We start from the raw sequence: 25,283 nt of genomic DNA, 5'->3' as shown, positions 1-25,283 counted from the left end.
TCCGGCGATTCGCGGTGGGTGCTGGTGTTTCCGGCGCTGATGCTGCTGGCGTTCTTCGTCGTGCCATTCGGGCTGATGATCGCCGTGTCGTTCTTCCAGCGCGTCCAGGGCGGCTTCTACGAGCCGATCGTCACGACCGCCAACTACGCCCGCTTCCTCAGCCTGTTCTTCGGCAAGATCCTGCTGTTCTCGCTGGGCCTGTCGGCGCTGGTCGCGGCGATCTGCATCACCGTCGGCGCGCCCTTCACCTATCTGCTGACCCGGCTGAAGCGGCCCATGCAGGTGCCGTGGCTCGTCGCGCTGCTCGCCGTCCTGTCGCTGTCGGAGGTGATCATCGGCTTTGCCTGGTCGACGCTGCTCAGCCGCACCGCCGGCGTCTCCAACCTGTTCGTCGCCATCGGGCTGATGGACGCGCCCGTCGCCTGGACCCCTGGTTTCGGCGCGGTGCTGGCCGGCATGGTCTACCAGGCGCTGCCCTATTCGGTGCTGGTGCTCTACCCCTCCTTCTCGCGGCTCGATCCGTCGCTGGCGGAAGCGGCCAAGACGCTCGGCGCCTCGCCGATCCGCGCCTTCCTGACGGTGGTGCTGCCGGCCTTGCGGACGACGCTGATCGCCACCTTCATCATCGTCTTCGTCTTCGCGCTCGGCGCCTATCTGCTGCCGCAGCTGCTCGGCCGGCCGGAGCACTGGACGCTGTCGGTGCTGATCACCGACCAGGCGATCTACCAGTCCAACATGCCGTTCGCCGCCGCCATGGCGGTGTTCCTGGTCGTCGCGAGCCTGCTGCTGGTGCTGACGACGACGCTGCTCGGGCGGCGGGGGCAACCGGCATGAGCACCGCCCTCTCCCGGCTGTTCTTCGCCCTCGTCGGGCTGTTCCTGGCGGCGCCGCTGATCGTCATCGCCGGCGTCTCGGTCAACGAGATGCGCAGCCTGACCTTCCCACCGGTCGGCTTCTCGCTCGCCTGGTACGGCGAGATTTTCACCGATCCCGGCTGGCGCGGCGCGCTGACCACCTCGGTGCTGATCGCGCTCGGCGCGGCGACGCTCGCCGTCGCGATCGCGCTGCCGATCGCCTATTCGCTGTGGCGCAGGGTCTCGGCCGTCGGGCGGATCATCCAGACGCTCGGCATCTCGCCCTTCGTCCTGCCGCCGGTGATCACCGCGCTCGGCGCGCTGAGCCTCTGGGCGACGGTCGGGGCGTACGGCGCCTGGTACACGGTGGTGATCAGCCATGCGATCTTCTTCACCAGCCTGCCGCTGGTGACGATCTCGCTCGGCTTCTCCACCATCGACCGCGAGGTCACCGAGGCGGCGCGCACCATGGGCGCCGACGACCGGACGATCCTGACGACGATCGTGCTGCCGATGATCGCCCCCTACATCGTCTCCGGCTTCGCCTTCGCCTTCGTCCTGTCGCTGAACGAGTACATCGTCGCCTACATGACCGTTGGCTTCACCCTGGAGACCGTGCCGATCAAGATCTTCAACGCCCTGCGCTACGGCTACACGCCGACCATGGCGAGCGTCTCGATCCTGTTCGTCGCCGTGGCGGTCGCGGTGTTCGGGACGGTCGCACGGTTCGGTGACCTGCCGAAGCTGCTGGGCGCCTGGCGCGCCGGAGACGAGAAATGAGGGTCGCCGCCTTCCAGCTTGCCGCCGGCCTCGGGTCGCCGGACGCGCGCCTTGCGGAAATAGACTCTTGCATGGCGAGTGCCGCCGGTGCCGATCTCGCGGTGTTTCCGGAACTCGCGGTCACCGGCTACGGCGCCGGCCCGGCCATCGCCGAATCCGCGGCGGATCCGCAGCAGGCGCTGGCGCCGTTGCAGGCGATGGTGGACCAGCATGGCGTCGCCATGGTGACCGGCCTCGCCTTGCGTGCCGACGACGGCGGTCTGGCGAACGCCGCAGCGATGCTGCGCCCCGGTGCCGCGCCGGCGCTCTACGCCAAGCGCATGCTCTACGGCGACTACGAGAAGGGCCTGTTCGCGGCCGGCCGCGCCGAGCCGCCGATCGTCGAGATCGGCGGCCTCGCCTGCGGCGTGCTCGTCTGCTTCGACGTCGAGTTCCCCGAACTGGTGCGGCAACTGGCTCTGCGCGGCGCCGCGGCGGTGATCGTGCCGACGGCGCTGCCGCGGAGCGTCGGCGCCCGCTTCATCGCCGAACGCGTAGTGCCGGTGCGCGCCTTCGAGAACCAGCTGTTCATCGTCTATGCCGATCATTGCAGCGCCGATTTCCGCTTTGCCTATCAGGGCCTCTCCAGCATCGTCGCCCCGGACGGCAGCGTGCTCGCCGCCGCCGGGGACAGCGACGCGGCGATGCTCGTCGCCGATCTCGACCCGTCGGCCTATGCGGATTGCCGGGCGCAGAACCCCTATCTGGCGGAGCTGCTGCAGGCCGGTCTCGCGCCGAAACAAGATTGACGCCCGGCCGCCGCCGCTATCTGTAGGGCGACCCGACCGCCTGTCTCGAAAGCGTCCATGCCCCTGCCCACCGTGAACAAGCTCGTCCCCTTCGTTCGGCACACGCTGCCTGCCTGGATCAAGAGCCGGGTCGAGATCTCGACGCTGGTCGCGGCACTGATTGTCGCCGCCTCTGTCTGGGCCTTCGTCTCCGTCGGCGGCGAGGTGCTGGAGGGCGATGCCAAGGGCCTCGACACCGAGATCCTCTTGTCCCTGCGCAGCGCCACCGATCCCTCGGACCCGCTCGGACCGATGTGGTTCGAGGAACTCGGACGGGACATGACGGCGCTGGGGGGCAACGGCGTCCTGACCATGCTGACCTGCTTCGTCGCGCTGTATCTCTGGCTGTCGGGCAAGCGACGCTCGATGTGGCTGGTGCTCGCCGCCATCGTCAGCGGCTTCATGATGAGCCAGGCCCTGAAGTGGGGCTTCTCGCGTCCCCGACCGGACCTCGTCCCGCACGGCACGTATGTCTACACCGCGAGCTTTCCGAGCGGCCACGCGATGATGTCGGCGGTGACCTACCTGACCCTTGCGATCCTCGTGGCGCGGGTGCAGGAGCGCTGGAGCCTGAGGGCCCTGCTGATCGGCGCCGCGGTCTTCCTCACCATGCTCATCGGTATCAGCCGGGTCTATCTCGGGGTGCACTGGCCGAGCGACGTTCTGGCCGGCTGGACCGCCGGCGCGGCATGGGCGGTGGCGTGGTGGATGGTCGCACGCTGGCTGGAGCGCCGCGGTGCCGTCGATCCCCAGGCCGGCGAAAGCGTCCCCGAGGCGCCCCCGGCCGAACGCTGACCGCCGGCAGCGCGCGACGGCTCCGGCATGGATGCGTTCTCGGTGGCGCGAAAGCGGCCGAACCGTGGCCGCTCGAAGCCCACGCCGCGCTGAAGTTCCCTCCCCGCCGAAGGCCTGCCCGGCATTTCCGGGCCGCACTGCCTGTGCACGAGTACGCGCAATTGTGACGGCCGGGTTGCGATTATGTCATCGCTATGGAATTGATCATGCCTTCCGACGCGGCGTTCCTGACAGTCGACCGCGGCGCCAACCAAGCGGGCACCCAACACGCACCGACAAAAAACGGCGGGTCATGGAATATTTTCTCCAGCAGCTGATCAACGGGGTCACCCTCGGATCAATCTACGGGCTCATCGCCATCGGCTACACGATGGTCTACGGCATCATCGGCATGATCAATTTCGCCCATGGCGAGATCTTCATGCTCGGCTCGTTCATCGCGCTGACGGTGTTCCTGGCGCTGGCGGCGCTCGGCATCACCTTCCTGCCGGTCGTCATCCTGATCATGCTCATCGTCGCCATGCTCTGCACGGCGCTGTGGGGATGGACCATCGAGCGGGTCGCCTACCGGCCGCTGCGCGGCTCCTTCCGCCTCGCCCCGCTGATCACCGCCATCGGCATGTCGATCTTCCTGCAGAACTTCGTGCAGGTGACCCAGGGCGCACGCGTCAAGCCGCTGCCGCCGCAGATCCAGGGCGGCATCACGCTGCTCGACGGCCCGGGCGGGATCGTCGTCCAGATCTCCTACATGCAGATCATCATCATCGCGATGACCATCGTCCTGATGACCGCCTTCGCGCTGGTCATCTCGCGCACCTCGCTCGGGCGCCAGCAGCGCGCCTGCGAGCAGGACCGCAAGATGGCCTCGCTGCTCGGCGTCAATGTCGACCGCACCATCTCGCTGACCTTCGTGATGGGCGCCTCGCTCGCCGCGGTCGCCGGCATGATGTACCTGCTCTATTACGGCGTGATCGACTTCTATATCGGCTTCATCGCCGGCGTTAAGGCGTTCACCGCGGCGGTGCTCGGCGGCATCGGCTCGCTGCCCGGTGCGATGCTCGGCGGCCTCGCGATCGGCCTGATCGAGACCTTCTGGTCGGGCTATTTCTCGGTCGAGTACAAGGACGTCGCCGCCTTCTCGATCCTCGCCATCGTACTGATCTTCATGCCCTCCGGCCTGCTCGGCCGGCCGGAAGTCGAGAAGGTCTGAGCCCATGGCGACCCCTGGTGCACCGACCCTTTCCACCCGGCCCGAAGGGGCTGAGCTGGAATCCGAGGCCAGGCGCGACGCGATGCGCGGCGAGCCGCCCTTCTCCGAGCCGCCGACAGCCGACAGCCGGTTCGTCGCCTCGCTGAAGGAGGCCGGCATCACGGCGGCGATCATCGCCGGCCTGACGCTGTTCTTCTTCGCCTTCCGGAGCGACATCGCGGTGGGCGGCCTCGACCTGACGACGCGGCCGGACCTCTGGCTGGTGTGGATCGGCATCGCCTTCGTCGGGCGCTTCCTCTTGTCCTTCTTCATCTTCCGCGCCGAGCGCCCGGTCACCGGCTGGTTCAAGCGGACCCGCCGCGCCGGCGCGCGCCCGGTTCCGCTCGGCAAGATCGTCGGCATCGTGCTGCTGGTCGTGGCGCTACTGCTGCCGTTCCTGATCGACACGCTGCTGCCGAGCCAGAATCGCTATCTGATCGACCTCTCCATCCTGATCCTGACCTATGTCATGCTCGGCTGGGGCCTCAACATCGTCGTCGGCCTCGCCGGCCTGCTCGACCTCGGCTATGTCGCCTTCTATGCGGTCGGCGCCTATTCCTTCGCCCTGCTCGCCCAGAATTTCGATCTCGGCTTCTGGGTCTGCCTGCCGATGGCCGGGCTGTTCGCCGCGCTCTGGGGCGTCATGCTGGGCTTCCCGGTGCTGCGGCTGCGGGGCGACTACCTCGCCATCGTGACGCTCGCCTTCGGCGAGATCATCCGCGTCGTCCTCTTGAACTGGTCGGACTTCACCGGCGGGCCGAACGGCATCCTGGGCATCCCGAAGCCGACGCTCTTCGGCCTCGAGTTCGACCGCGGCGAAGGCTCCTTCTCGGACTTCTTCGGCCTCGAATATTCGACGGTGCAGCGCTTCGTCTTCCTCTACTACATCATCCTGGCGCTCGCCCTCCTGACCAATTTCGTCACCATGCGGATGCGCAAGCTGCCGGTCGGCCGCGCCTGGGAAGCCCTGCGCGAGGACGAGATCGCCTGCCGCTCGCTCGGCATCAACACCGTCAACGTCAAGCTGACGGCCTTCGCCACCGGCGCGATGTTCGGCGGTTTCGCCGGTTCGTTCTTCGCCACCCGCCAGGGCTTCATCTCGCCGGAGAGCTTCACCTTCATCGAATCGGCGATCATCCTCGCCATCGTCGTGCTCGGCGGCCTCGGCTCGCAGCTGGGTGTGGTCATCGCCTCGGTGGTGATGATCGGCGGCATCGAGCTGCTGCGGAACCTGACGGCGCTGCAGGCGGTCTTCGGCGCCGGCTTCGATCCGACGGAATACCGCATGCTGATCTTCGGTCTCGCCATGGTTGCGATCATGGTGTGGAAGCCGCGCGGCCTGATCTCCACGCGCTCCCCGTCGATCGTCTACAAGGAGCGGAAGTCCATCAGCGCCGACATGGTCGCCCAGGGCGAGGGTCACTGATGCTGAACCAGACGCAACGCTGGACGCAGGACCCCGTCCTCACCGTCGAGCACCTGACCATGCGCTTCGGCGGCCTGGTCGCCGTCGACGACCTCTCCTTCGACGTCGGCCGCGGCGACATCACCGCGCTGATCGGCCCGAACGGCGCCGGCAAGACCACGGTGTTCAACTGCGTCACCGGCTTCTACAAGCCGACCGAGGGCCGGATCGCCATGCGCCGCGGCCGCGAGGTGCCGGCCGCGACCGTGGAGGAGCTGACCGGCAGCGGCCGGCAGTATCTGCGCGAGGAGAAGGGCTCGGTGTTCCTGCTCGAGCGCATGGCCGACTTCCGCATCACCGCGGTGGCCGGCGTCGCCCGCACCTTCCAGAACATCCGGCTGTTCGGCGGCATGACGGTGCTCGAGAACCTGCTGGTCGCCCAGCACAACGTGCTGATGCGCGCTTCCGGCTATACGATCGGCGGGCTGTTCGGCCTGCCGGGCTACCGCCGCGCCGCCGCCGCCGCCAGGGACAAGGCGATCGACTGGCTGCGGCACACCGACCTGCTCGACCGGGCCGACGACCCCGCCGCCGACCTGCCCTACGGCGCCCAGCGCCGGCTGGAGATCGCCCGGGCGATGTGCACCAACCCGTCGCTGCTGTGCCTCGACGAGCCGGCCGCCGGCCTCAACCCGCGAGAATCCGCCGAGCTGAACACGCTGCTGCGCTACATCCGCGACGAGCACGGCGTGTCGGTGCTGCTGATCGAGCACGACATGGGCGTGGTGATGGAGATTTCCGACCACGTCATCGTGCTCGACTACGGCAAGAAGATCTCCGACGGCGATGCCGCCAGGGTGCGCAACGACCCGAAGGTCATCGCCGCCTATCTCGGCGTCGATGACGAGGAGGTCGAGGCCGTCGAGGCGGATCTCGGCAAGGCGGGCGGGAGCACCGCCACCGGCACAGGCCATATCGACGGGGGCGCGGCATGAGCGCGATCGAGGCGACCAGCCCGGCGGCGCAGCCGCTGCTGGCGGTCCGGGGAGTCGAGACCTTCTACGGCAAGATCCAGGCGCTGCGTGGCGTCGACGTCGATGTCCACGAGGGCGAGATCGTCACGCTGATCGGCGCCAACGGCGCCGGCAAGTCGACGCTGATGATGACCATCTGCGGCAATCCCCGCGCCCGCTCCGGCCAGATCCTCTACCGCGGCGAGGACATCACCCATTTGCCGACCCACGACATCATGTCGAAGTCGATCGCCCAGTCGCCGGAAGGCCGCCGGGTGTTCGGACGGATGACCGTGATGGAGAACCTCCAGATGGGGGCTATCCTCGAGGACGACCGCTATTTCGACGACGACCTGCGCAAGGTCTTCGAGCTGTTCCCGCGGCTGAAGGAGCGGCGCGGCCAGCGCGGCGGCACGCTGTCGGGCGGCGAGCAGCAGATGCTGGCGATCGGCCGGGCGCTGATGAGCCGGCCCAAGCTGCTGCTGCTCGACGAGCCGTCGCTCGGCCTGGCGCCGCTGATCGTCAAGCAGATCTTCGAGGTCATCCGCGAGCTGAACCGCAACGAGGGGCTGACCGTCTTCCTGGTCGAGCAGAACGCCTTCCATGCTCTGCGGCTGGCGCATCGTGGCTACGTGATGGTCAACGGCGTGATCACCATGACCGGCGGCGGCCGCGAACTGCTTGCGCGCGACGAGGTCCGCAGCGCGTATCTGGAAGGGGGAGCCCACTGATGGAACCCGAACTGGCACTCCTCTGGGAAGTCTCGATCGCCGAGTTCATCTTCGTCACCGTGATCCTCGGCGGCGGCGGTGCCTGGATGATCGGGCGCTCGACCGCGCTCACCTGGAGCGGTTGGGGCCTCTTGGCCTTCTACCTGCTGCTGCTGACGATCGCCGTCCGCTTCATCCATTTCAGCCTGTTCGGCGGCTCCTTCTTCCTGCCGGTCCGCACGTTCGGGACGGCGCTGCACTATGCGGTCGTCGACTATATCGTGCTGTTCGCCATCGCCGCCGCCGGGCGAAGCTTCGTCCGCAGCCGGCAGATGGCAAGGCAATACGGCTTTCTTCACCAGGATCGCCGATAGCGTGCCGCATTTGTCGGCAACGGTGAAATTGTGGGCCGGCGCTATTCCAACCCGGCCCGATCCGGTCTTTAATCGACCCAGGTAGGGCACGACGAATACCTGCTCGCGATCCGCGGGGTCGCTCCGAATTTTGCAATAGGGAAGGTTCTCATGAAGAAAGCACTTCTAGCCGGCGCTGCGCTCAACCTCGTCTTCGCGGGCTCTGCCTTCGCCGAGATGACGATCGGCGTCGCCGGCCCGATGACCGGCCAGTACGCGAGCTTCGGCGAGCAGCTGCGCGTCGGCGCCGAGCAGGCTGTCGAGGACATCAACGCCGCCGGCGGCGTCAACGGCGAGATGCTCAAGCTCTCGATCGGCGACGACGCCTGCGATCCCAAGCAGGCCGTTGCCGTGGCCAACAGCTTCGCCGGCGAAGGCGTATCCTTCGTCGCCGGCCATTTCTGCTCGGGCTCGTCGATCCCGGCCAGCCAGGTCTATGCCGACGAGCAGATCATCCAGATCTCCCCGGCCTCGACCAATCCCGACTTCACCGACAAGCGTCCGGGCGAAGGCATCTACCGTGTCTGCGGCCGCGACGACCAGCAGGGCCAGGTTGCCGGCGCCTACATCGCGGAGAACTTCCCCGACGCCAAGGTCGCCATCATCAACGACAAGACCGCCTACGGCAAAGGCCTCGCCGACCAGACCCAGAAATACTACGAGGAAGCCGGCAAGAAGCCGGTGCTGGTCGAGAGCTACACGGCCGGCGAGAAGGACTACACCGCCCTCGTCACCAAGATGAAGGAAGCCGGGGTCGATCTCGTCTATGTCGGCGGCTACCACACGGAAGCCGGCCTGATGGCCCGCCAGATGCGCTCGCAGGGCATGGACACCATCATCATGTCCGGCGACGCGCTGGTCACCGACGAGTACTGGGCGATCACCGGCGATGCCGGCCAGGGCACGCTGATGACCTTCTCCCCGGATCCGCGCAAGAACGAGGCGGCCGCGCCGGTCGTCGAGAAGCTCAGCGCCAAGGGCCAGACCGCCGAGGGCTACGTGCTCTACACCTACGCGGCGATCCAGGCTTGGGCCGACGCAGTCAACGCCGCCGGCTCGACCGACTATGACGCCGTCGTCAAGGCGCTCGATGACGGCACGTTCGACACCGTCATTGGCGAGCTTGCCTTCGACGACAAGGGCGACGTCACGCTGCCCGGCTACGTCGTCTACGAGTGGAAGGACGGCGCCTACGATTATGTCAACGTGGCCGAAGGCACCGACATGACGAAGCCCGGCGGCGACGCGCTGCAGCCTGCGGAAGGCGTGGACACGGGCGCGACGGAAACCAAGAGCAACTGATTGCTCCGGCCGGCTTCACGCCGGCTTCCCTGCGCATGAAAGAGAGCCCCGGGGCATTCGCGCCGGGGCTCTTTTCACGTCGGGACCCGATCTCGCGTGGTGCGGCCAGCGGATACCCCCGCCCTCAGATGCGCCGGTCCATTGTTGGCCCCGGTGCGATCAGCCGCGCGGTGAGATTCGCGGATGAGAGCCGAACGGGCTTTCACTCATCCCCGTGACGGAACACCGGCGGGCGCTTCTCGCGGAAGGCGGCCATGCCCTCCTTCTGGTCGCCGCCGGCGAAGAGCGCATGGAAGATCCGCCGCTCGTGCAGCAGCCCCTCGCGCAGCCCGACCTCGAAGCTGCGGTTCGTCGCTTCCTTGGCGGCAAGCGTCGCGGGCTTGGAGAAGCCGGCGATGGTCCGGGCGACATCCAGCGCCTCGTCCATCAGGCGGTCCGCCGGCACCAGCCGCGACACGAGGCCGATCCGCTCGGCTTCGGCGGCGTCGATCATCCTTCCGGTAAGGATCATGTCCATCGCCTTGTACTTGCCGACCGCGCGGGTGAGTCGCTGCGAGCCGCCCATGCCGGGAATCACCCCCAGCTTGATCTCCGGCTGGCCGAACTTCGCGGTATCGGCGGCGAGGATCACGTCGCACATCATCGCCAGCTCGCAGCCGCCGCCGAGCGCGAAGCCCGCCACCGCCGCGACCATCGGCGTGCGCACCCGCTCCAGCGCCTCCCAGTCGGACAGCCAGTCGGCGAGCATCATCGCCATCGCCGAACGGTCCTCCATCTCCTTGATGTCGGCGCCCGCCGCGAACGCCTTGTCGGACCCGGCGATCAGGATCGCCCCGACCTCCGGGTCGCGGTCCAGCGCCGCGGTGCGGCGGACGATCTCGCCCATCACCGCGGTGTTGAGCGCGTTCAGCGCCTTAGGCCGGTTGAGCGTCAGGATGGCGACGCGCCCGTCGCGGCTCTCGATCACGATGTCGTCTTCGGCCATGAATTCCTCCTCCTGCCGGTGCGTGCGGGGCCCACGCGGTCGCCGCACCACCCGTTCCTATTTCGGCTGCATCCTGATCGCCCCGTCGAGACGGATCGTCTCGCCGTTGAGCATCGCGTTCTCGACGATGTGCAGGGCGAGCGCGGCGTATTCCTCGGCCTTGCCGAGCCGCGAGGGAAACGGCACCGCCGCCGCCAGCGAGGCCTGCACCTCCTCCGGCATGCCGGCCATCATCGGCGTCTCGAAGATGCCCGGCGCGATGGTCATCACCCTGATGCCCGACTTGGCGAGATCGCGCGCCATCGGCAGCGTCATGCCGGCGACCGCCGCCTTGGAGGCGGCATAGGCGATCTGGCCGATCTGGCCGTCGAACGCCGCGACCGATGCCGTGCTGACGATGACGCCGCGCTCGCCGTCGGCGTCGATCGGCCCGGCCTCCGACATCGCCAGCGCCACCTGCGAGGACAGGTTGAACGTCCCGATCAGGTTCACCGCGATGACCTTCTGGAACAGCGCCGGATCGTGCGCCTCGCCGCGCGACACGGTCTTGGCGCCGACCGCGATGCCGGCGCAGTTCACCAGGATGCGCGGCACGCCATGCGCCGCGACCGCGGCCGCGACGGCATCCGCCACCGATGCCGGATCGGCGACGTCGCAGCGCAGGAACACCCCGCCGATCTCCTCGGCGACCTCGCGGCCCGCCGCCTCGTCGCGATCGAGCACCGCCACCGGCGCGCCGCGTGCCGCCAGCGCCCGTGCCGTCGCCCTCCCGAGGCCGGAGCCCGCTCCCGACACGATGGCCGGTGTCGTCTCGTCAATCCGCAATGTCCCCTCCTGCCCTGTCGCCGCCGGCTCGGCTCGAGCCGGCTCCGCTCTTGGTCGAGACCTAGCACGTCCGGAGGAACACGGCAGGGGCGCCGCAAAGGCTTTCCTCTCGCCGCGCGCGGCCCTATCAAGCATCGGTCGAAACCCAGCCGAGAGTCCTCCATGTCCCGCATCGTCTACGTCAACGGCGCCTATGTCCCGGAAGCGGAAGCCAGGATCTCGGTCTTCGACCGCGGCTTCCTGTTCGCCGACGCGGTCTACGAGGTGACGACGGTGCTGGGCGGCAAGCTCGTCGACTTTCGCGCCCACATGGCGCGCCTCGACCGGTCGCTGTCGGAACTCGGCCTGCCGGCGCCGGCGAGCCACGACGAATTGCTGGCGATCCATCGCGAGCTCGCCGCCCGCAACGGCGTCGACGAGGGCCTGATCTACATGCAGGTGACGCGCGGCGCCGCCGACCGCGACTTCCTGTTTCCGCCGCAGGACACGCCGCCCTCGCTGGTGCTGTTCACCCAGACCATGGCGCTGCGGGACAAGCCGGCCGCCCGTAACGGCATCCGCGTCGCCTCGGTGCCGGACCTTCGCTGGGGCCGCCGCGACATCAAGACGGTGCAGCTGCTCTATCCGTCGATGGCCAAGACGCAGGCCGTGCGCCAGGGAGCCGACGACGCCTGGCTGGTCGAGGACGGCATCGTCACCGAAGGCACGTCCAACAACGCCCATATCATCACGGCCGAGGGCACGCTGGTGACCCGCGACCTGTCGCACTCGATCCTGCACGGCATCACCCGGGCCGCGGTCCTGCGGCTTGCCGCCGACATCGGGCTGCGGATCGAGGAGCGCTCGTTCACGCTGGAGGAGGCCAAGGCCGCGAAGGAGGCGTTCATCACCTCCGCCTCCGCCTTCGTCCTCCCGGTAGTGTCGATCGACGGCGCGGCGATCGGCGACGGCCGGCCGGGGCCCATCGCCGGGCGGCTGCGCGACATCTACATCGAGGAGGCCGATCGCACCGCGATCTGACGCGGAGGCTGACTGCGGCTTTCGTTTGTTGCGTTTTGGTTTCGCTTCTTCCATGCTTCCGGACGAATGCGGGGATTCCGATGCTTTCCGATCGCCAGCAGCAGATACTCGAGCTCGCCAAGCGGGCCGGGCGGGTCGCCGTCGATGACCTCGCCGGCCGCTACGCCGTCTCGGTGCAGACGATCCGCAAGGATCTCAACGAGCTCTGCGACCAGCGCCTGCTGGCCCGGATCCATGGCGGCGCGGTGCTCTCCTCCGGGGTGGAGAATGTCGGCTACGACGCCAGGCGGATGATCGCCGCCGACGAGAAGGCGGCGATCGGCAGGGCCGTCGCCGACCTCATTCCGGATCGCGCGTCGCTGTTCGTCAATATCGGCACCACCACGGAGGCCGTGGCGCATGCCCTGCTGCGGCACGGCGGGCTGATGGTCATCACCAACAACATCAACGTCGTGACGGCCATGCGGCCCTACCCGGAGATCGAGCTGGTCATCGCCGGCGGCGTCGTGCGCCGGTCCGACGGCGGCATCGTCGGCGAGGCGGCCGTCGACTTCATCCGGCAGTTCAAGGTGGACTTCGCGGTAATTGGCGTTTCGGCGATCGATCCCGACGGTTCGCTGCTCGACTTCGACTACCGCGAGGTGCGGGTCGCGCAGGCCATCATCTCCAATGCCCGGCACGTCATCCTCGCCGCCGATTCCTCGAAATTCGAACGCAGCGCACCCGTCCGAATCGGCCATCTGAACCAGGTGCACACCTTCGTCACCGATGCGGCGCCGGCCGCCATCCGGCAGATCTGCCGGGATGCGGACGTGCGGCTGATCGAAACCGAAGCCGCCGAGGCCGAGACCGCCGCCACGGCGCCGGCGGGCGTCGCGTGAATTTCGTTTGACCTTCGGTTTGGTTTCGTCATAAGCTTCGTTAAGTTCGCAATCGCAGGAGTATGCTGCATTGCGAAGCCTGGGGAGGCTCTTCTGGATTTCGACGTCTTCATCATCGGTGGCGGCATCAACGGCTGCGGCGTCGCCCGCGACGCCGCGGGGCGCGGCTATCGCGTCGGGCTCGCCGAGATGAACGACCTCGCTTCCGGCACCTCCTCCTGGTCGACCAAGCTGGTGCATGGCGGCCTGCGCTATCTCGAGCACTACGAATTCTCGCTGGTGCGCCATGCGCTGATGGAGCGCGAGGTGCTCTGGTCGATCGCCCCGCACATCATCCGGCCGCTGCGCTTCGTGCTGCCGCACCATGCCGGCCTGCGCCCCGCCTGGCTGCTGCGGACCGGCCTGTTCCTCTACGACCATATCGGCGGCCGCAAGACGCTCCGCGCCACCACCACGGTGGATCTCGGCGGCCCGCTCGGCGCGCCGCTGAAGGACGACTATCGCCGGGGCTTCGAGTATTCCGACGCCCGCGTCGACGACGCCCGCCTCGTCGTCCTCAACGCCCGCGACGCGGCGATCCGCGGCGCCACGATCATGGTCCGTACCCGCGTCACCGAGGCGCGGCGCGTCGACGGCGCCTGGCAGATCACGCTGCGCGATACCGAGAGTGGCCACAGCCGCACTGTCACCGCGCGCTTCCTCGTCAACGTCGCCGGCCCCTGGGTCGACGAGATCATCCGCGGCCCGATGGGACGCAACGAGGCGCGCCACGTCCGCCTCGTCCAGGGCTCCCACATCGTGACCCGCAAGCTCTACGATCACGACCGCGCCTACATCTTCCAGAACGAGGACGGCCGGATCATCTTCGCGATCCCCTACGAGGAGGACTTCACCCTCGTCGGCACCACCGACCGCGACTACGAGGGCGACCCCGGCAAGGTGGCGATCACCGAGGAGGAGACGCGCTATCTCCTCGGCGCGGCAAGCGAGTATTTCAAGCGGCCGGTGACGGCCGAGGACATCGTCTGGACCTATTCCGGCGTGCGCCCGCTCTACGACGACGGCGCCTCCAAGGCCCAGGAAGCGACGCGCGACTACGTGCTCAAGGTCGAGGGCGGCCGCGACGAGGCCCGGGTGCTCAACTGCTTCGGCGGCAAGATCACCACCTACCGCGTGCTGTCCGAGGAAGTTCTGGCGAAGATCGAGGATGCGCTCGGCGCCCGCGGCAAGCGCTGGACGGGGACGGCACCCTTGCCGGGCGGCGATTTCGCGGTCGATGGGCTGGCCGCCCTGGAAGACCAGTTGCGGCAGGCCGTGCCGGTGCTCGACGAGCGCACCGTCCGCCGGCTGGTGCGCTCCTACGGCACCGACGCGCTGGCCGTCGCCGGCCATGGCGCGCCGGGCCGCGATCTCGGTCACGGGCTGTTCGAATCCGAGGTCGACTGGCTCACCCGCAACGAGTGGGCGCGCACGGCGGAAGACATTCTGTGGCGCCGGACCAAGCTGGGCCTGCGCTTCGGCGAGGCCGAACGGCAGCGCCTGGCAGAGCACTTGGACGCACTAGAGGTACAACGCAGGATCGCGGTAGCCTGAGCACCGCGCGGGAGCCGTCTGGGAGGACAGTTTGCTCGAATTGCAGAACGTCAGCCGCACCGTCGGCGGAGAGAAGCACATCATCGACGTCTCGCTCGAACTGGAGCGCGGCTCGCTGAACGTGCTGCTCGGGCCGACGCTGGCCGGCAAGACCAGCCTGATGCGGCTGATGGCCGGGCTCGACGCGCCGACCAGCGGACGCATCGTCATGGACGGCAAGGACGTCACCGGCGTGCCGGTGCGCCGGCGCAACGTCGCCATGGTCTACCAGCAGTTCATCAACTACCCGTCGCTGACCGTCTACGAGAACATCGCCTCGCCGCTGCGCATCCAGCGCCGCCCGGCCGCCGAGATCGACGCGGCGGTACGCAAGGCCGCCGACCTGATGAAGCTCGGCCCGTTCCTCGACCGCACGCCGCTCAACCTGTCGGGCGGCCAGCAGCAGCGCACGGCCCTGGCGCGGGCGCTGGTGAAGAATGCCGAGCTGGTGCTGCTCGACGAGCCGCTGGCCAATCTCGACTACAAGCTGCGCGAGGAACTGCGCGAGGAACTGCCGCGGCTGTTCGCCGAGACCGGCGCGGTGTTCGTCTATGCGACCACCGAGCCGCACGAGGCGCTGCTGCTCGGCGGCCGCACCGCGACGATGTCGAAGGGGCGGATCACCCAGTTCGGCGACACCGCCGAGGTCTATCACCAGCCGCGCGACCTGCTGACCGCCCGCACCTTCTCCGATCCGCCGCTGAACGTCGTGGCGCTGACCAAGCATGCCGAACGCTTCACCTCCCGGAGCGGCGTCGCCTTCGCGGCCGCGCCGGTGCATGCCGGGCTTCCCGACGGCCCGTACACCGCCGGCATCCGCCCGCACCGGCTGACGCTCGGCGGTACCGACGACAGCGGCTTCGACGCGACGGTGGTGCTGACCGAGGTCACCGGCTCGCAGACCTTCATCCATGCCGATCTCGGCGGCGAGCGGATCATCGCGCTGGTGCATGGGGTGCGCCGCCTCGATGCAGGCCAGACGGTGCGGCTTTCCTTCGACCCGGCCCGCGTCCTGGTGTTCGACCCGGACGGCGCTGCCGTCGCCACGCCCGCGCGTCTGGCGGCCTGAGGAGAGACGATGGCCCGTATCCGCCTCGACCATATCCGCCACGCCTATTCCCCGGCGCTCGCCAGGGCCGGCACCTACGCGCTGCGCGAGGTCGACCACGCCTTCGAGGACGGTGGCGCCTATGCGCTGCTCGGCCCTTCCGGCTGCGGCAAGACCACGCTGCTCAACATCATCTCGGGCCTCCTGACGCCGTCGGAGGGCAAGGTCCGCTTCGACGACCGCGACGTGACGATGCTGACGCCGGAAGCCCGCAACATCGCGCAGGTCTTCCAGTTCCCGGTGATCTACGACACGATGACGGTGCGCGAGAACCTCGCCTTCCCGCTGAAGAACCGCAAGATCGCCAAGGCCGAGATCAAGACCCGCGTCGACGACATGATCCGCCGCATCGGGCTGGAGGCGAAGGCCGACCGCAAGGCGCGGGGGCTGACCGCCGACGAGAAGCAGAAGATCTCGCTCGGCCGCGGCCTGGTGCGCTCCGACGTCAACGCCATCCTGTTCGACGAGCCGCTGACCGTCATCGACCCGCACATGAAGTGGCAGCTGCGCTCGGAGCTGAAGCAGCTGCACCACGAATTCGCGATGACGATGATCTACGTCACCCACGACCAGACCGAGGCGCTGACCTTCGCCGACAAGGTGGTGGTGATGTACGACGGCGAGGTCGTGCAGATCGGGACGCCCGAAGAGCTGTTCGAGCGGCCGCGGCATACGTTCGTCGGCTATTTCATCGGCTCCCCCGGCATGAACGTCCTGCCCTGCCGGCTGGAGGCCGGCGAGGCGGTGATCGCCGCCGAGCGGGTCGCCCTGACCGGCCTCGCCGCGGTCGGCGCGGGCCAGAAGACCGAACTCGGCATCCGCCCCGAATTCGTCTCGATCGTCCGGCGCGGCGAGGCCGGCGGCCTGCCGGTGCAGGTCACCAAGGTCGAGGATGTCGGCTCCGAGCGGATCGTGCGGGCGACGCTGTCCGGCAACCCGATCAGCGCGATCGTGCCGGAAGGCGCCGCCATTCCCGCCGACGCGGCGGTCCGTTTCGCCCCGCACGCACTCAATGTCTACGCCGATTCCTGGCTGGTGGAGAGGGCCTGAGACATGGACAAGACCTGGAACAACAAAGCCTGGTTCATGGTCGTGCCGGTGCTGCTGCTGGTGGCCTTCTCGGCGGTGATCCCGCTGATGACGGTGGTCAACTACTCGGTGCAGGACACGTTCGGGAACAACCAGTTCTTCTGGGCCGGCACCAGCTGGTTCCAGGACATCCTGACCTCGGCCCGCTTCCACGACGCGCTGCAGCGCAACCTCATCTTCTCCGCGATCATCCTCGCCATCGAGGTGCCGCTCGGCATCCTTGTCGCCCTGTCGATGCCGAAGAAGGGCATCTTCGTGCCGGTGTGCCTCGTCCTGATGGCGCTGCCGCTGCTGATCCCGTGGAACGTCGTCGGCACGATCTGGCAGGTGTTCGGCCGCACCGACATCGGGCTGCTCGGCTACACGCTGACGGCGATGGGCTTCGACTACAACTACGTGCAGGACCCGTTCGATGCCTGGGTGACCGTCATCCTGATGGATGTCTGGCACTGGACCAGCCTCGTCGTGCTGCTCTGCTATGCCGGTCTCGTCTCGATCCCGGACGCCTACTACCAGGCGGCGAAGATCGACGGCGCGTCGCGCTGGGCGGTGTTCCGCTACATCCAGCTGCCGAAGATGGGCCGCGTGCTGCTGATCGCCGTGCTGCTGCGCTTCATGGACAGCTTCATGATCTACACCGAACCCTTCGTGGTCACCGGCGGCGGCCCCGGCAATTCGACGACCTTCCTGTCGATCGACCTGGTGAAGCTCGCGATCGGCCAGTTCAACCTCGGCGAGGCGGCGGCGATGTCGCTGGTCTACTTCCTGATCATCCTGGCGCTGTCCTGGGTCTTCTACACCGTGATGACCAATGCCGGCGCCGACCAGCCGACCAAGGGAGCGCCGGAATGAGCGACCAGGCGACGACCCACCGCAGCCTGCCTGCCGCGGCCCATTCGGAAACCGCCATTGCCGCCCGCGCGCGGGTCCGCACCGGGCACTTCCGCTGGAAGGCGCTGATCCCGGCGATCTACATCCTCTTCCTGCTGCTGCCGATCTACTGGCTGGTCAACATGAGCTTCAAGACCAACCAGGAGATCCTCAGCGGCCTGACGCTGCTGCCGCAGAACCCCACCCTGCGCAACTACGCGGTGATCTTCACCGACCCGTCCTGGTACAACGGCTACATCAACTCGATCATCTACGTGGTGATGAACACGGTGATCTCGGTGTCGGTGGCGCTGCCGGCGGCCTACGCCTTCTCGCGCTACCGCTTCCTCGGCGACAAGCATCTGTTCTTCTGGCTGCTGACCAACCGGATGGCGCCGCCGGCGGTGTTCGCGCTGCCGTTCTTTCAGCTCTATTCCGCCTTCGGGCTGATCGACACGCATATCGCCGTGGCGCTCGCCCACTGCCTGTTCAACGTGCCGCTGGCGGTGTGGATTCTCGAAGGCTTCATGTCGGGCGTGCCGAAGGAGATCGACGAGACCGCCTATATCGACGGCTATTCGTTCCCGCGCTTCTTCTTCAAGATCTTCACGCCGCTGATCGCCAGCGGCATCGGGGTCGCGGCGTTCTTCTGCTTCATGTTCTCCTGGGTCGAGCTCCTGATCGCCCGGACCCTGACGGTGACCGACGCCAAGCCGATCTCGGCGATCATGACCCGCACGGTCTCCGCCTCCGGCATGGACTGGGGCGTCCTCGCCGCGGCCGGGGCGCTGACCATCATCCCGGGCGCGATCGTCATCTGGTTCGTGCGCAACTACATCGCCAAGGGCTTCGCCCTGGGGAGGGTGTGATGGACTTCTCATGGATGGCCTGGACATGGCCGACCGCGATCTTCTTCCTGGTGATCTTCGCGATGATCGCCGCCATGGGCGTCTGGGAATATGTGGTGCCGGGTGGCTCCCCGCGCGTCGGCATATTGCGCTTCGAGACCACCCGCGGCGACCGGCTGTTCGTGTCGCTGCTGGGGTCCGCCTTCATCTGCCTCGGCTGGCTGTGGTCCACCGACCTCTCGCTCTGGTACGCCCTCGCGGTGTGTGCCGGGTTCTTTCTTCTCGTGTTCCGTCTCGTCTGACGAGACGGCTGCAGCCCCTGCCGCGTCTCGACCGGTCGACGCGGATCAGCCAACCAACCGACCGGCTCCATCTGGGAGGATTGACAATATGAAGCACATACTCATGAGTACGACGGCGGCTCTCGCCATCACGCTCGCCGCCGGCCCGGCCTTCGCCGACATGGAGGCGGCGAAGAAGTTCCTCGACGCCGAGATCGGCGACATGTCCTCGCTGTCTCGCGAAGAGCAGGAAAAGGAGATGCAGTGGTTCATCGACGCCGCCGAGCCCTTCCAGGGCATGGACATCAAGGTCGTGTCGGAAACCATCACCACCCATGAATACGAGTCCAAGGTGCTGGCCCCGGCCTTCACCGCGATCACCGGCATCAAGGTCACCCACGACCTGATCGGCGAGGGCGACGTCGTCGAGAAGCTGCAGACGCAGATGCAGTCCGGCGAGAACATCTACGACGCCTATGTCAACGATTCCGACCTGATCGGCACCCACTGGCGCTACCAGCAGGCGCGCAGCCTCACCGACTGGATGGAGAACGAGGGCAAGGACGTCACCAATCCCGGCCTCGACCTCGACGACTTCATCGGCACGTCCTTCACCACCGCGCCGGACGGCAAGCTCTACCAGCTGCCCGACCAGCAGTTCGCCAACCTCTACTGGTTCCGCTACGACTGGTTCAACGACGAGAAGAACAAGGCCGACTTCAAGGCCAAGTACGGCTACGATCTGGGCGTGCCGGTCAACTGGTCGGCCTACGAGGACATCGCCGAGTTCTTCACCGGCCGCGACATGGGCGAAGGCCCGGTCTACGGCCACATGGACTACGGCAAGAAGGATCCCTCGCTCGGCTGGCGCTTCACCGACGCCTGGCTGTCGATGGCCGGCAACGGCGACAAGGGCATCCCGAACGGCGTGCCGGTCGACGAATGGGGCATCCGGGTCGACGAGAACTCGCGTCCGGTCGGTTCCTGCGTCGCCCGCGGCGGCGATACCAACGGCCCGGCCGCGGTCTATTCGATCACCAAGTATCTCGACTGGCTGAAGGCCTACGCGCCGCCGGAGGCCCAGGGCATGACCTTCTCCGAGGCCGGCCCGGTGCCGGCGCAGGGCAAGATCGCGCAGCAGATCTTCTGGTACACCGCCTTCACCGCCGACGCGGTCAAGGAAGGTCTGCCGGTGGTCAACGAGGACGGCACGCCGAAATGGCGCATGGCCCCCTCCCCGCATGGCGTCTACTGGAAGGACGGCATGAAGCTCGGCTACCAGGACGTCGGCTCTTGGACGCTGATGAAGTCGACCCCGGACGACCGCGCCAAGGCGGCCTGGCTCTACGCCCAGTTCGTCACGTCGAAGACCGTGGACGTCAAGAAGAGCCATGTCGGCCTGACGCTGATCCGCGAAAGCTCGATCCGTCACCCGAGCTTCACCGAGCGGGCTCCCGAGCTCGGCGGGCTGATCGAGTTCTACCGCTCGCCGGCCCGGGTGCAGTGGTCGCCGACCGGCACCAACGTGCCGGACTATCCGAAGCTCGCCCAGCTCTGGTGGCAGGCGATCGGCGACGCGGCCTCCGGCGCCAAGACGCCGCAGGAAGCCATGGACACGCTCTGCGCCGAGCAGGAGAGCATCATGGAGCGGCTCGAGCGGGCCGGCATCCAGGGCGACATCGGCCCGAAGCTCAACGAAGAGCATGACATGGAATACTGGGTCGAGCAGGCCAAGGCGAATGGCACGCTGGCGCCCCAGCCGGCGGTCGAGAACGAGAAGGAACAGCCGATCACCGTCAATTACGACGAGCTGGTGAAGAGCTGGGCCGACGCCACCGCGACCGCGCCGACCGAGGGCGACACGACCTCGGCGACGCCGGCGGCCGCGCCCGCCCAGTAAGCGGCGGACGCCACGAGAGAAGAGAGAAGGCCGGGACGTTCCCGGCCTTCTCGTATCGGCGCGCCAACGCGCGCCTTCCCCTGCTCCTGCGCCCTTTCGAGGCTGCACTTCCGGGACAGGGTCACCCGTATTCTCAGGAGCTGCCATGTCCGGCTACGTCCTCGCCATCGACCAGGGCACGACCTCCTCCCGCGCCATCGTCTTCGACGACGGGTTCCGGGTCGTCGGGATGGGCCAGGAGGAGTTCCCGCAGCATTTCCCGCGCTCCGGCTGGGTCGAGCACGATCCGGAGGACATCTGGTCCTCGGTGGTGGCCACGGTCCGCTCGGCGCTCGCCGACGCCTCGCTGTCGGCCGCCGACATCGCCGCGCTCGGCATCACCAACCAGCGCGAGACGACGCTGATCTGGGACCGCGACACCGGCCGGCCGATCCACAACGCCATCGTCTGGCAGGACCGGCGCACCGCCGAGATCTGCCAGCGCCTCGTTGCCGACGGCTGCGAGCCGGCGGTGACGGCCAAGACCGGCCTGATCGTCGACCCGTATTTCTCCGGCACCAAGATCGGGTGGCTGCTCGACAATGTCGACGGCGCCCGGGCGAAGGCGGAGGCGGGCAGGCTCGCCTTCGGTACGGTCGACACGTTCCTGCTCTGGCGCCTCACCGGCGGCCGCGTCCACGCCACCGATGCTACCAATGCCGCGCGCACCCTGCTCTTCGACATCGAGGCCAACGACTGGGACGACGACCTGCTGAGCATGCTGCGCGTTCCCCGCGCGCTGCTGCCGAGCGTCGAGGACTGCGACGCCGAATTCGGTACGACCGACGCCGCATTGTTCGGCGCGGCGATCCCGATCCGCGGCATGGCCGGCGACCAGCATGCCGCGACGCTCGGCCAGGCGTGCTTCGCCCCCGGCATGGTCAAGTCCACCTACGGCACCGGCTGTTTCGCCGTGCTCAACACCGGCACCGACCGGATCACCTCGCAGAACCGCCTGCTGACGACGGTCGCCTATCGCCTCGCCGGCAAGACCGCCTTCGCGCTGGAGGGCTCGATCTTCGTCGCTGGCGCGGCGGTGCAGTGGCTGCGCGACGGGCTGCGGCTCGTCGACCGCGCCGAGCAGAGCGGCCCGATGGCGGCGCGGGCCGACGACACACAGGATGTCTACATGGTGCCGGCCTTCACCGGCCTCGGGGCACCCTGGTGGGACGCCGAGGCGCGCGGCGCGATCTATGGCCTCACCCGCAAGACCGGGCCGGACGAACTGGCGCGCGCCGCGCTCGAGGCCGTGTGCTTCCAGACCGCCGACCTTCTCACCGCCATGCGCCGGGACTGGCCTGGCGCCTCCGACACGATCCTGAGGGTCGATGGCGGCATGGTGGCGTCTGACTGGACGATGCAGCGCCTCGCCGACATTCTCGACGCTCCGGTCGACCGGCCGGTGGTGCTGGAGACGACCGCCTTGGGCGCCGCCTGGGTGGCCGGCCAGAAGGCCGGCGTCTGGCCCGACATGGCCGGGTTCTCCCGGCGCTGGCAGCTCGAGCGCCGCTTCGCGCCGCAGATGGACGCGGTGACGCGGGGCCGCAAGCTCACCGGCTGGGCCGACGCGGTGCGGCGGACGCTGACGGCCTGAGGCCATCTGCTGCGACGAGACGTTGGCCGACCGCAGTGACCCCTGTCCCCGCCACCTCTCTCGACACCGGCATATCCGCGTCCTATCTTGGGGATATCCCTCCGGAGGCCACCATGCCGCTTTACGTCAAGGATCGCGAGGTCGGCGAACTCGCCGAGCGCCTCGCCAGACTCAAGAAGACCAGCAAGACCGAGGCGGTACGCCAGGCGCTTCGGGAGGAGTTGAAGCGGAACGCGGCGACGGAGTCGAAACCGCCAGAGCTCGATGTGCAGACACGGGCCTACGTCGAAAACGCGCTGGAAGTCGCCCGCGCGATCCGCGAGAGATATCCCGCTGGTGGGAAGGGCCTGCCAGTGACCAAGGAGTGGATCGACAGCCTCTACGAGGACGACTGATGTTCGTCGATGCCTCTGCCCTCTGCGCGTTGGTGCTCGAGGAGGAGGACGCCGAGGCGATCCTCATCCGGATGAAGTCGGCGGATCGACTGCTCGTCTCACCGACGGTGATATGGGAAACGGTCGTCTCCTGCTCGCGCCGCATCGACTGGCAGTTGGAGAGTGCCCAGGCGGCTGTTCAGGCCTATCTGGCGGAGATGCACATCACCATCGTCCCCGTTCCACCGGAGGCCGCCGCTCTCGCGGTCGAGGCCTACGCCCGATTCGGCAAGGGACGGCACAGAGCCGGCCTGAATTTCGGCGACTGCTTCGCCTATGCCTGCGCCCGGCATTTCGGCGTCACGCTGCTCTTCAAGGGCGACGACTTCGCGCAGACCGACATCGAGGCCGCCTGAGCCCGGCGCCGCAGCACCCGGGGGCCGGAGTGCCGTGGACGGCAGGGCGCCTTGCGCGCATCCGGCGTTGACCTTTGCCGCCCGATCCGCTTGACGTGCCGCATCGCGGGCCGCGCAGCATCGGACGCCTCCCGCCCTGCAAGAGACTCGCCATGACCACCAGAGACATCGTCTTCATTGCCCTGTTCGCCGCCCTGATGGCGGTGCTCGGTGCCTTTCCGCCGCTGATGATCCCGGCGCTCGGCATTCCGATCACCGCGCAGTCGATGGGGCCGATGCTGATGGGCGGCATTCTCGGCGCGAAGCGCGGCGTCCTGGCGATGCTGCTGTTCCTGGCGCTGGTCGCCATCGGCCTGCCGCTGCTTTCGGGCGGACGCGGCGGTCTGGCGCCCTTCGTCGGCCCCTGGTCGGGCTTCATCTATGGCTGGGTCGCCGCGAGCCTCGTCATCGGCTGGCTGACCGAGCGCTTCTGGACCCGCCTCTCCTTCCCCGCCGCCTTCGCCATCGCCGTCCTCGGCGGCATCGGTGTGATCTATGCGGTCGGCGTGCCGTGGTATTCGGCGATGTCCGGCATGGGCCTGCGCGAAGCCTTCATCGGCTCGGCCGTCGCCTTCGTCCCCGGCGACCTGATCAAGGCCGGCGTCGCCGCGGCGGTGATCGTCGCGGTGCGCCGCGCCTACCCGCTGATCGCGCCCCGCCGCGTCTCGGCCTGACGCGCTTGCGTCCGGCCCTGCTGTGATCGTCCTTCGCGGCGCCTCGGTCGAGCGGGCCGGGCGGCCGGTACTCTCCGGGCTCGACCTGACGCTGGCCGAGCGCCGCATCGGCGTCATCGGCGCCAACGGCTCCGGCAAGAGCACCTTCGCCCGGCTGCTCAACGGGCTCCTCCCGCCAACGACCGGCGCGGTCGACGTCGACGGCCTCGACACCAGGGCCAGCGGCAAGGAGGTGCGCCGCCGCGTCGGCTTCGTCTTCCAGAATCCCGACAACCAGATCGTCTATCCCACCGTCGGCGAGGACCTCGCCTTCGGACTCAAGGGCCGCGGCCTCGACAAGGCCACCATCGCCAGCCGGGTGCAGGCCGCGCTGGCGCGCTTCGGCCTTGCCGGCTTCGAGGACCGGCTGGCGCACGAACTCTCCGGCGGCGAGCGCCAGATGGTGGCGCTGGCGGGGGTCATGGTGACCGAGCCGGCCTGGCTGGTGATGGACGAGCCGACGACGCTGCTCGACCTGCGCAACACAAGGCGGGTGATGGACGCCGTCGCCGCCCTCGACCAGAACGTCGTCTTCGTCACCCACGATCTCGACCTGCTTACCGATTTCGACCGCGTGCTGGTGTTCGAGGCGGGCCGGATCGCCTGCGATGCCGCTCCGCGCGAGGCGATCGCCGCGTACCGGGCGATCGCCGGATGATCGGCGGGCTCTACCGGCCAGGCGCGAGCCCGGTGCACCGCGCCTCGGCCGGCAGCAAGCTGGCGCTGCTGCTCGGCCTCGGCACGCTGCTTTTCGCGGTCGACGCCGTCGCGCTCGCCGCTGCCGCCTTGCTCGTCACCCTTGCCGGCTTCGCGCTGGCCCGCATCCCGGCCCGGCACGCCTTTGCCCAGATCCGCCCGGCGCTGTGGATCCTCGCCATCCTCTTCGCCGTGCAGCTCTGGCTGGTGGGCCTCGAGCCGGCCCTGCTCCTCGTCCTGCGCTTCGCGGCGCTGATCCTCGCCGCGGCGCTGGTCACGCTGACCACCCGCACCGCCGATCTCGTCGCCGTCATCGAGTGGGCCCTCGGGCCGCTGCGGCCCCTGGGGGTCGACGTCGCCAAGGTGAGCCTCGCGCTGTCGCTGGCCATCCGCTTCATCCCGGCCGTCGCCGCGATCCTCGACGAGGTGCGCGAGGCCCAGCGCGCCCGCGGCCAGGACCGCAGCATCTTCCCGCTGGCGGTCCCGGTGATAGTGCGGCTGCTGAAGATGGCCGACGAGATCGCCGAGGCGATCGACGCCCGTTCCTGAACCGGGAATAATTCCCTATGTCCTGCCGAGCACCGTCAAATGCGTGACGGCGCGGCCGGCCCTGCGCTAGAAGGCG

The 25,283-nt window shown here is 68.2% G+C and carries 27 protein-coding genes; 25 read left to right on the top strand and 2 right to left on the bottom strand.

Annotated elements, in window-relative coordinates:
- The first annotated feature begins 39 nt into the window (after nucleotides 1–39).
- The 10 genes from LXB15_RS05570 (at nucleotide 40) to LXB15_RS05525 (ending at nucleotide 9,348) form a co-directional block, all read left to right on the top strand.
- Nucleotides 40–834, top strand: a complete 795-nt coding sequence (locus LXB15_RS05570) for an ABC transporter permease (protein ID WP_233953064.1) — start codon at nucleotides 40–42, stop codon at nucleotides 832–834.
- Nucleotides 831–1,634, top strand: coding sequence for an ABC transporter permease (locus tag LXB15_RS05565; RefSeq protein WP_233951529.1), 804 nt, complete (start codon nucleotides 831–833; stop codon nucleotides 1,632–1,634). The genes LXB15_RS05570 and LXB15_RS05565 overlap by 4 nt, the downstream gene beginning before the upstream one ends.
- Complete coding sequence (locus LXB15_RS05560; RefSeq protein WP_233951528.1) at nucleotides 1,631–2,422, top strand: nitrilase-related carbon-nitrogen hydrolase; 792 nt, start codon at nucleotides 1,631–1,633, stop codon at nucleotides 2,420–2,422. The genes LXB15_RS05565 and LXB15_RS05560 overlap by 4 nt, the downstream gene beginning before the upstream one ends.
- A gap of 57 nt (nucleotides 2,423–2,479) precedes the next feature.
- Nucleotides 2,480–3,256: a phosphatase PAP2 family protein gene (locus tag LXB15_RS05555; protein ID WP_233951526.1), complete on the top strand. Its 777-nt coding sequence runs from the start codon at nucleotides 2,480–2,482 to the stop codon at nucleotides 3,254–3,256.
- Nucleotides 3,257–3,548: 292 nt separating this feature from the next.
- A complete protein-coding gene (locus tag LXB15_RS05550; protein ID WP_233951524.1) occupies nucleotides 3,549–4,466 on the top strand; it encodes a branched-chain amino acid ABC transporter permease LivH in 918 nt (305 codons plus the stop codon).
- Between the two features lie 4 nt (nucleotides 4,467–4,470).
- Complete coding sequence (livM, locus tag LXB15_RS05545) at nucleotides 4,471–5,931, top strand: high-affinity branched-chain amino acid ABC transporter permease LivM (RefSeq protein WP_233951522.1); 1,461 nt, start codon at nucleotides 4,471–4,473, stop codon at nucleotides 5,929–5,931.
- Nucleotides 5,931–6,905 (top strand): ABC transporter ATP-binding protein, encoded by a 975-nt coding sequence (locus LXB15_RS05540; protein ID WP_233951520.1) that lies wholly within the window; start codon nucleotides 5,931–5,933, stop codon nucleotides 6,903–6,905. Before livM ends, LXB15_RS05540 begins: the two co-directional genes overlap by 1 nt.
- Nucleotides 6,902–7,654, top strand: coding sequence for an ABC transporter ATP-binding protein (locus LXB15_RS05535; protein ID WP_233951518.1), 753 nt, complete (start codon nucleotides 6,902–6,904; stop codon nucleotides 7,652–7,654). Before LXB15_RS05540 ends, LXB15_RS05535 begins: the two co-directional genes overlap by 4 nt.
- On the top strand, nucleotides 7,654–8,007 hold the full coding sequence (locus LXB15_RS05530) for a DUF6867 family protein (protein WP_233951516.1): 354 nt from the start codon (nucleotides 7,654–7,656) through the stop codon (nucleotides 8,005–8,007). Before LXB15_RS05535 ends, LXB15_RS05530 begins: the two co-directional genes overlap by 1 nt.
- A 150-nt stretch (nucleotides 8,008–8,157) precedes the next feature.
- Nucleotides 8,158–9,348: a branched-chain amino acid ABC transporter substrate-binding protein gene (locus tag LXB15_RS05525; protein WP_233951514.1), complete on the top strand. Its 1,191-nt coding sequence runs from the start codon at nucleotides 8,158–8,160 to the stop codon at nucleotides 9,346–9,348.
- A gap of 202 nt (nucleotides 9,349–9,550) precedes the next feature.
- Here LXB15_RS05525 and LXB15_RS05520 read toward each other — a convergent pair whose 3' ends face one another.
- A complete protein-coding gene (locus LXB15_RS05520) occupies nucleotides 9,551–10,333 on the bottom strand; it encodes an enoyl-CoA hydratase (protein ID WP_233951512.1) in 783 nt (260 codons plus the stop codon).
- Between the two features lie 57 nt (nucleotides 10,334–10,390).
- Nucleotides 10,391–11,158: an SDR family NAD(P)-dependent oxidoreductase gene (locus LXB15_RS05515; protein WP_233951510.1), complete on the bottom strand. Its 768-nt coding sequence runs from the start codon at nucleotides 11,156–11,158 to the stop codon at nucleotides 10,391–10,393.
- A 162-nt stretch (nucleotides 11,159–11,320) separates the two neighbouring features.
- Between LXB15_RS05515 and LXB15_RS05510 the strand changes: the two genes are divergently transcribed.
- The 15 genes from LXB15_RS05510 to LXB15_RS05440 all read left to right on the top strand — a co-directional run bounded on the left by LXB15_RS05510 (nucleotide 11,321) and on the right by LXB15_RS05440 (nucleotide 25,207).
- Nucleotides 11,321–12,178: a D-amino-acid transaminase gene (locus LXB15_RS05510; RefSeq protein WP_233951508.1), complete on the top strand. Its 858-nt coding sequence runs from the start codon at nucleotides 11,321–11,323 to the stop codon at nucleotides 12,176–12,178.
- An 80-nt stretch (nucleotides 12,179–12,258) separates the two neighbouring features.
- Complete coding sequence (locus tag LXB15_RS05505; RefSeq protein ID WP_233951507.1) at nucleotides 12,259–13,059, top strand: DeoR/GlpR family DNA-binding transcription regulator; 801 nt, start codon at nucleotides 12,259–12,261, stop codon at nucleotides 13,057–13,059.
- Nucleotides 13,060–13,152: 93 nt separating this feature from the next.
- Nucleotides 13,153–14,652, top strand: a complete 1,500-nt coding sequence (gene glpD / locus LXB15_RS05500; RefSeq protein ID WP_233953063.1) for a glycerol-3-phosphate dehydrogenase — start codon at nucleotides 13,153–13,155, stop codon at nucleotides 14,650–14,652.
- 31 nt (nucleotides 14,653–14,683) lie between these two features.
- Nucleotides 14,684–15,760: an ABC transporter ATP-binding protein gene (locus LXB15_RS05495; protein WP_233951505.1), complete on the top strand. Its 1,077-nt coding sequence runs from the start codon at nucleotides 14,684–14,686 to the stop codon at nucleotides 15,758–15,760.
- A 9-nt stretch (nucleotides 15,761–15,769) separates the two neighbouring features.
- A complete protein-coding gene (locus LXB15_RS05490) occupies nucleotides 15,770–16,849 on the top strand; it encodes an ABC transporter ATP-binding protein (RefSeq protein ID WP_233951503.1) in 1,080 nt (359 codons plus the stop codon).
- A gap of 3 nt (nucleotides 16,850–16,852) precedes the next feature.
- The gene (locus LXB15_RS05485) at nucleotides 16,853–17,740 is read left to right on the top strand and encodes a carbohydrate ABC transporter permease (protein WP_233951501.1); all 888 of its coding nucleotides are present in this window, start codon (nucleotides 16,853–16,855) and stop codon (nucleotides 17,738–17,740) included.
- A complete protein-coding gene (locus LXB15_RS05480) occupies nucleotides 17,737–18,627 on the top strand; it encodes a carbohydrate ABC transporter permease (protein WP_233951499.1) in 891 nt (296 codons plus the stop codon). Before LXB15_RS05485 ends, LXB15_RS05480 begins: the two co-directional genes overlap by 4 nt.
- Nucleotides 18,627–18,908, top strand: coding sequence for a DUF2160 domain-containing protein (locus LXB15_RS05475; RefSeq protein WP_233951497.1), 282 nt, complete (start codon nucleotides 18,627–18,629; stop codon nucleotides 18,906–18,908). The genes LXB15_RS05480 and LXB15_RS05475 overlap by 1 nt, the downstream gene beginning before the upstream one ends.
- A gap of 88 nt (nucleotides 18,909–18,996) precedes the next feature.
- The gene (locus tag LXB15_RS05470) at nucleotides 18,997–20,787 is read left to right on the top strand and encodes an ABC transporter substrate-binding protein (protein ID WP_233951495.1); all 1,791 of its coding nucleotides are present in this window, start codon (nucleotides 18,997–18,999) and stop codon (nucleotides 20,785–20,787) included.
- A 145-nt stretch (nucleotides 20,788–20,932) separates the two neighbouring features.
- Nucleotides 20,933–22,420 carry a glycerol kinase GlpK gene (glpK, locus tag LXB15_RS05465; RefSeq protein WP_233951493.1) on the top strand — a complete coding sequence of 496 codons (1,488 nt, stop codon included), beginning with the start codon at nucleotides 20,933–20,935 and terminating at the stop codon, nucleotides 22,418–22,420.
- Between the two features lie 113 nt (nucleotides 22,421–22,533).
- Nucleotides 22,534–22,815 (top strand): type II toxin-antitoxin system VapB family antitoxin, encoded by a 282-nt coding sequence (locus LXB15_RS05460; protein ID WP_233951491.1) that lies wholly within the window; start codon nucleotides 22,534–22,536, stop codon nucleotides 22,813–22,815.
- Nucleotides 22,815–23,210, top strand: a complete 396-nt coding sequence (locus tag LXB15_RS05455) for a type II toxin-antitoxin system VapC family toxin (RefSeq protein ID WP_233951489.1) — start codon at nucleotides 22,815–22,817, stop codon at nucleotides 23,208–23,210. Before LXB15_RS05460 ends, LXB15_RS05455 begins: the two co-directional genes overlap by 1 nt.
- Nucleotides 23,211–23,362: 152 nt before the next feature.
- On the top strand, nucleotides 23,363–23,923 hold the full coding sequence (locus tag LXB15_RS05450; RefSeq protein ID WP_233951487.1) for a biotin transporter BioY: 561 nt from the start codon (nucleotides 23,363–23,365) through the stop codon (nucleotides 23,921–23,923).
- A gap of 22 nt (nucleotides 23,924–23,945) precedes the next feature.
- Entirely contained in the window at nucleotides 23,946–24,620 is a 675-nt protein-coding gene (locus LXB15_RS05445; protein WP_233951486.1) for an energy-coupling factor ABC transporter ATP-binding protein, read from the top strand.
- Complete coding sequence (locus LXB15_RS05440; protein ID WP_233951485.1) at nucleotides 24,617–25,207, top strand: energy-coupling factor transporter transmembrane protein EcfT; 591 nt, start codon at nucleotides 24,617–24,619, stop codon at nucleotides 25,205–25,207. The genes LXB15_RS05445 and LXB15_RS05440 overlap by 4 nt, the downstream gene beginning before the upstream one ends.
- Nucleotides 25,208–25,283: the final 76 nt, after the last annotated feature.

The organism is Aurantimonas sp. HBX-1, assembly GCF_021391535.1.
Taxonomy (GTDB): domain Bacteria; phylum Pseudomonadota; class Alphaproteobacteria; order Rhizobiales; family Rhizobiaceae; genus Aurantimonas.
This window is presented reverse-complemented; position numbering and strand designations above follow the sequence as displayed.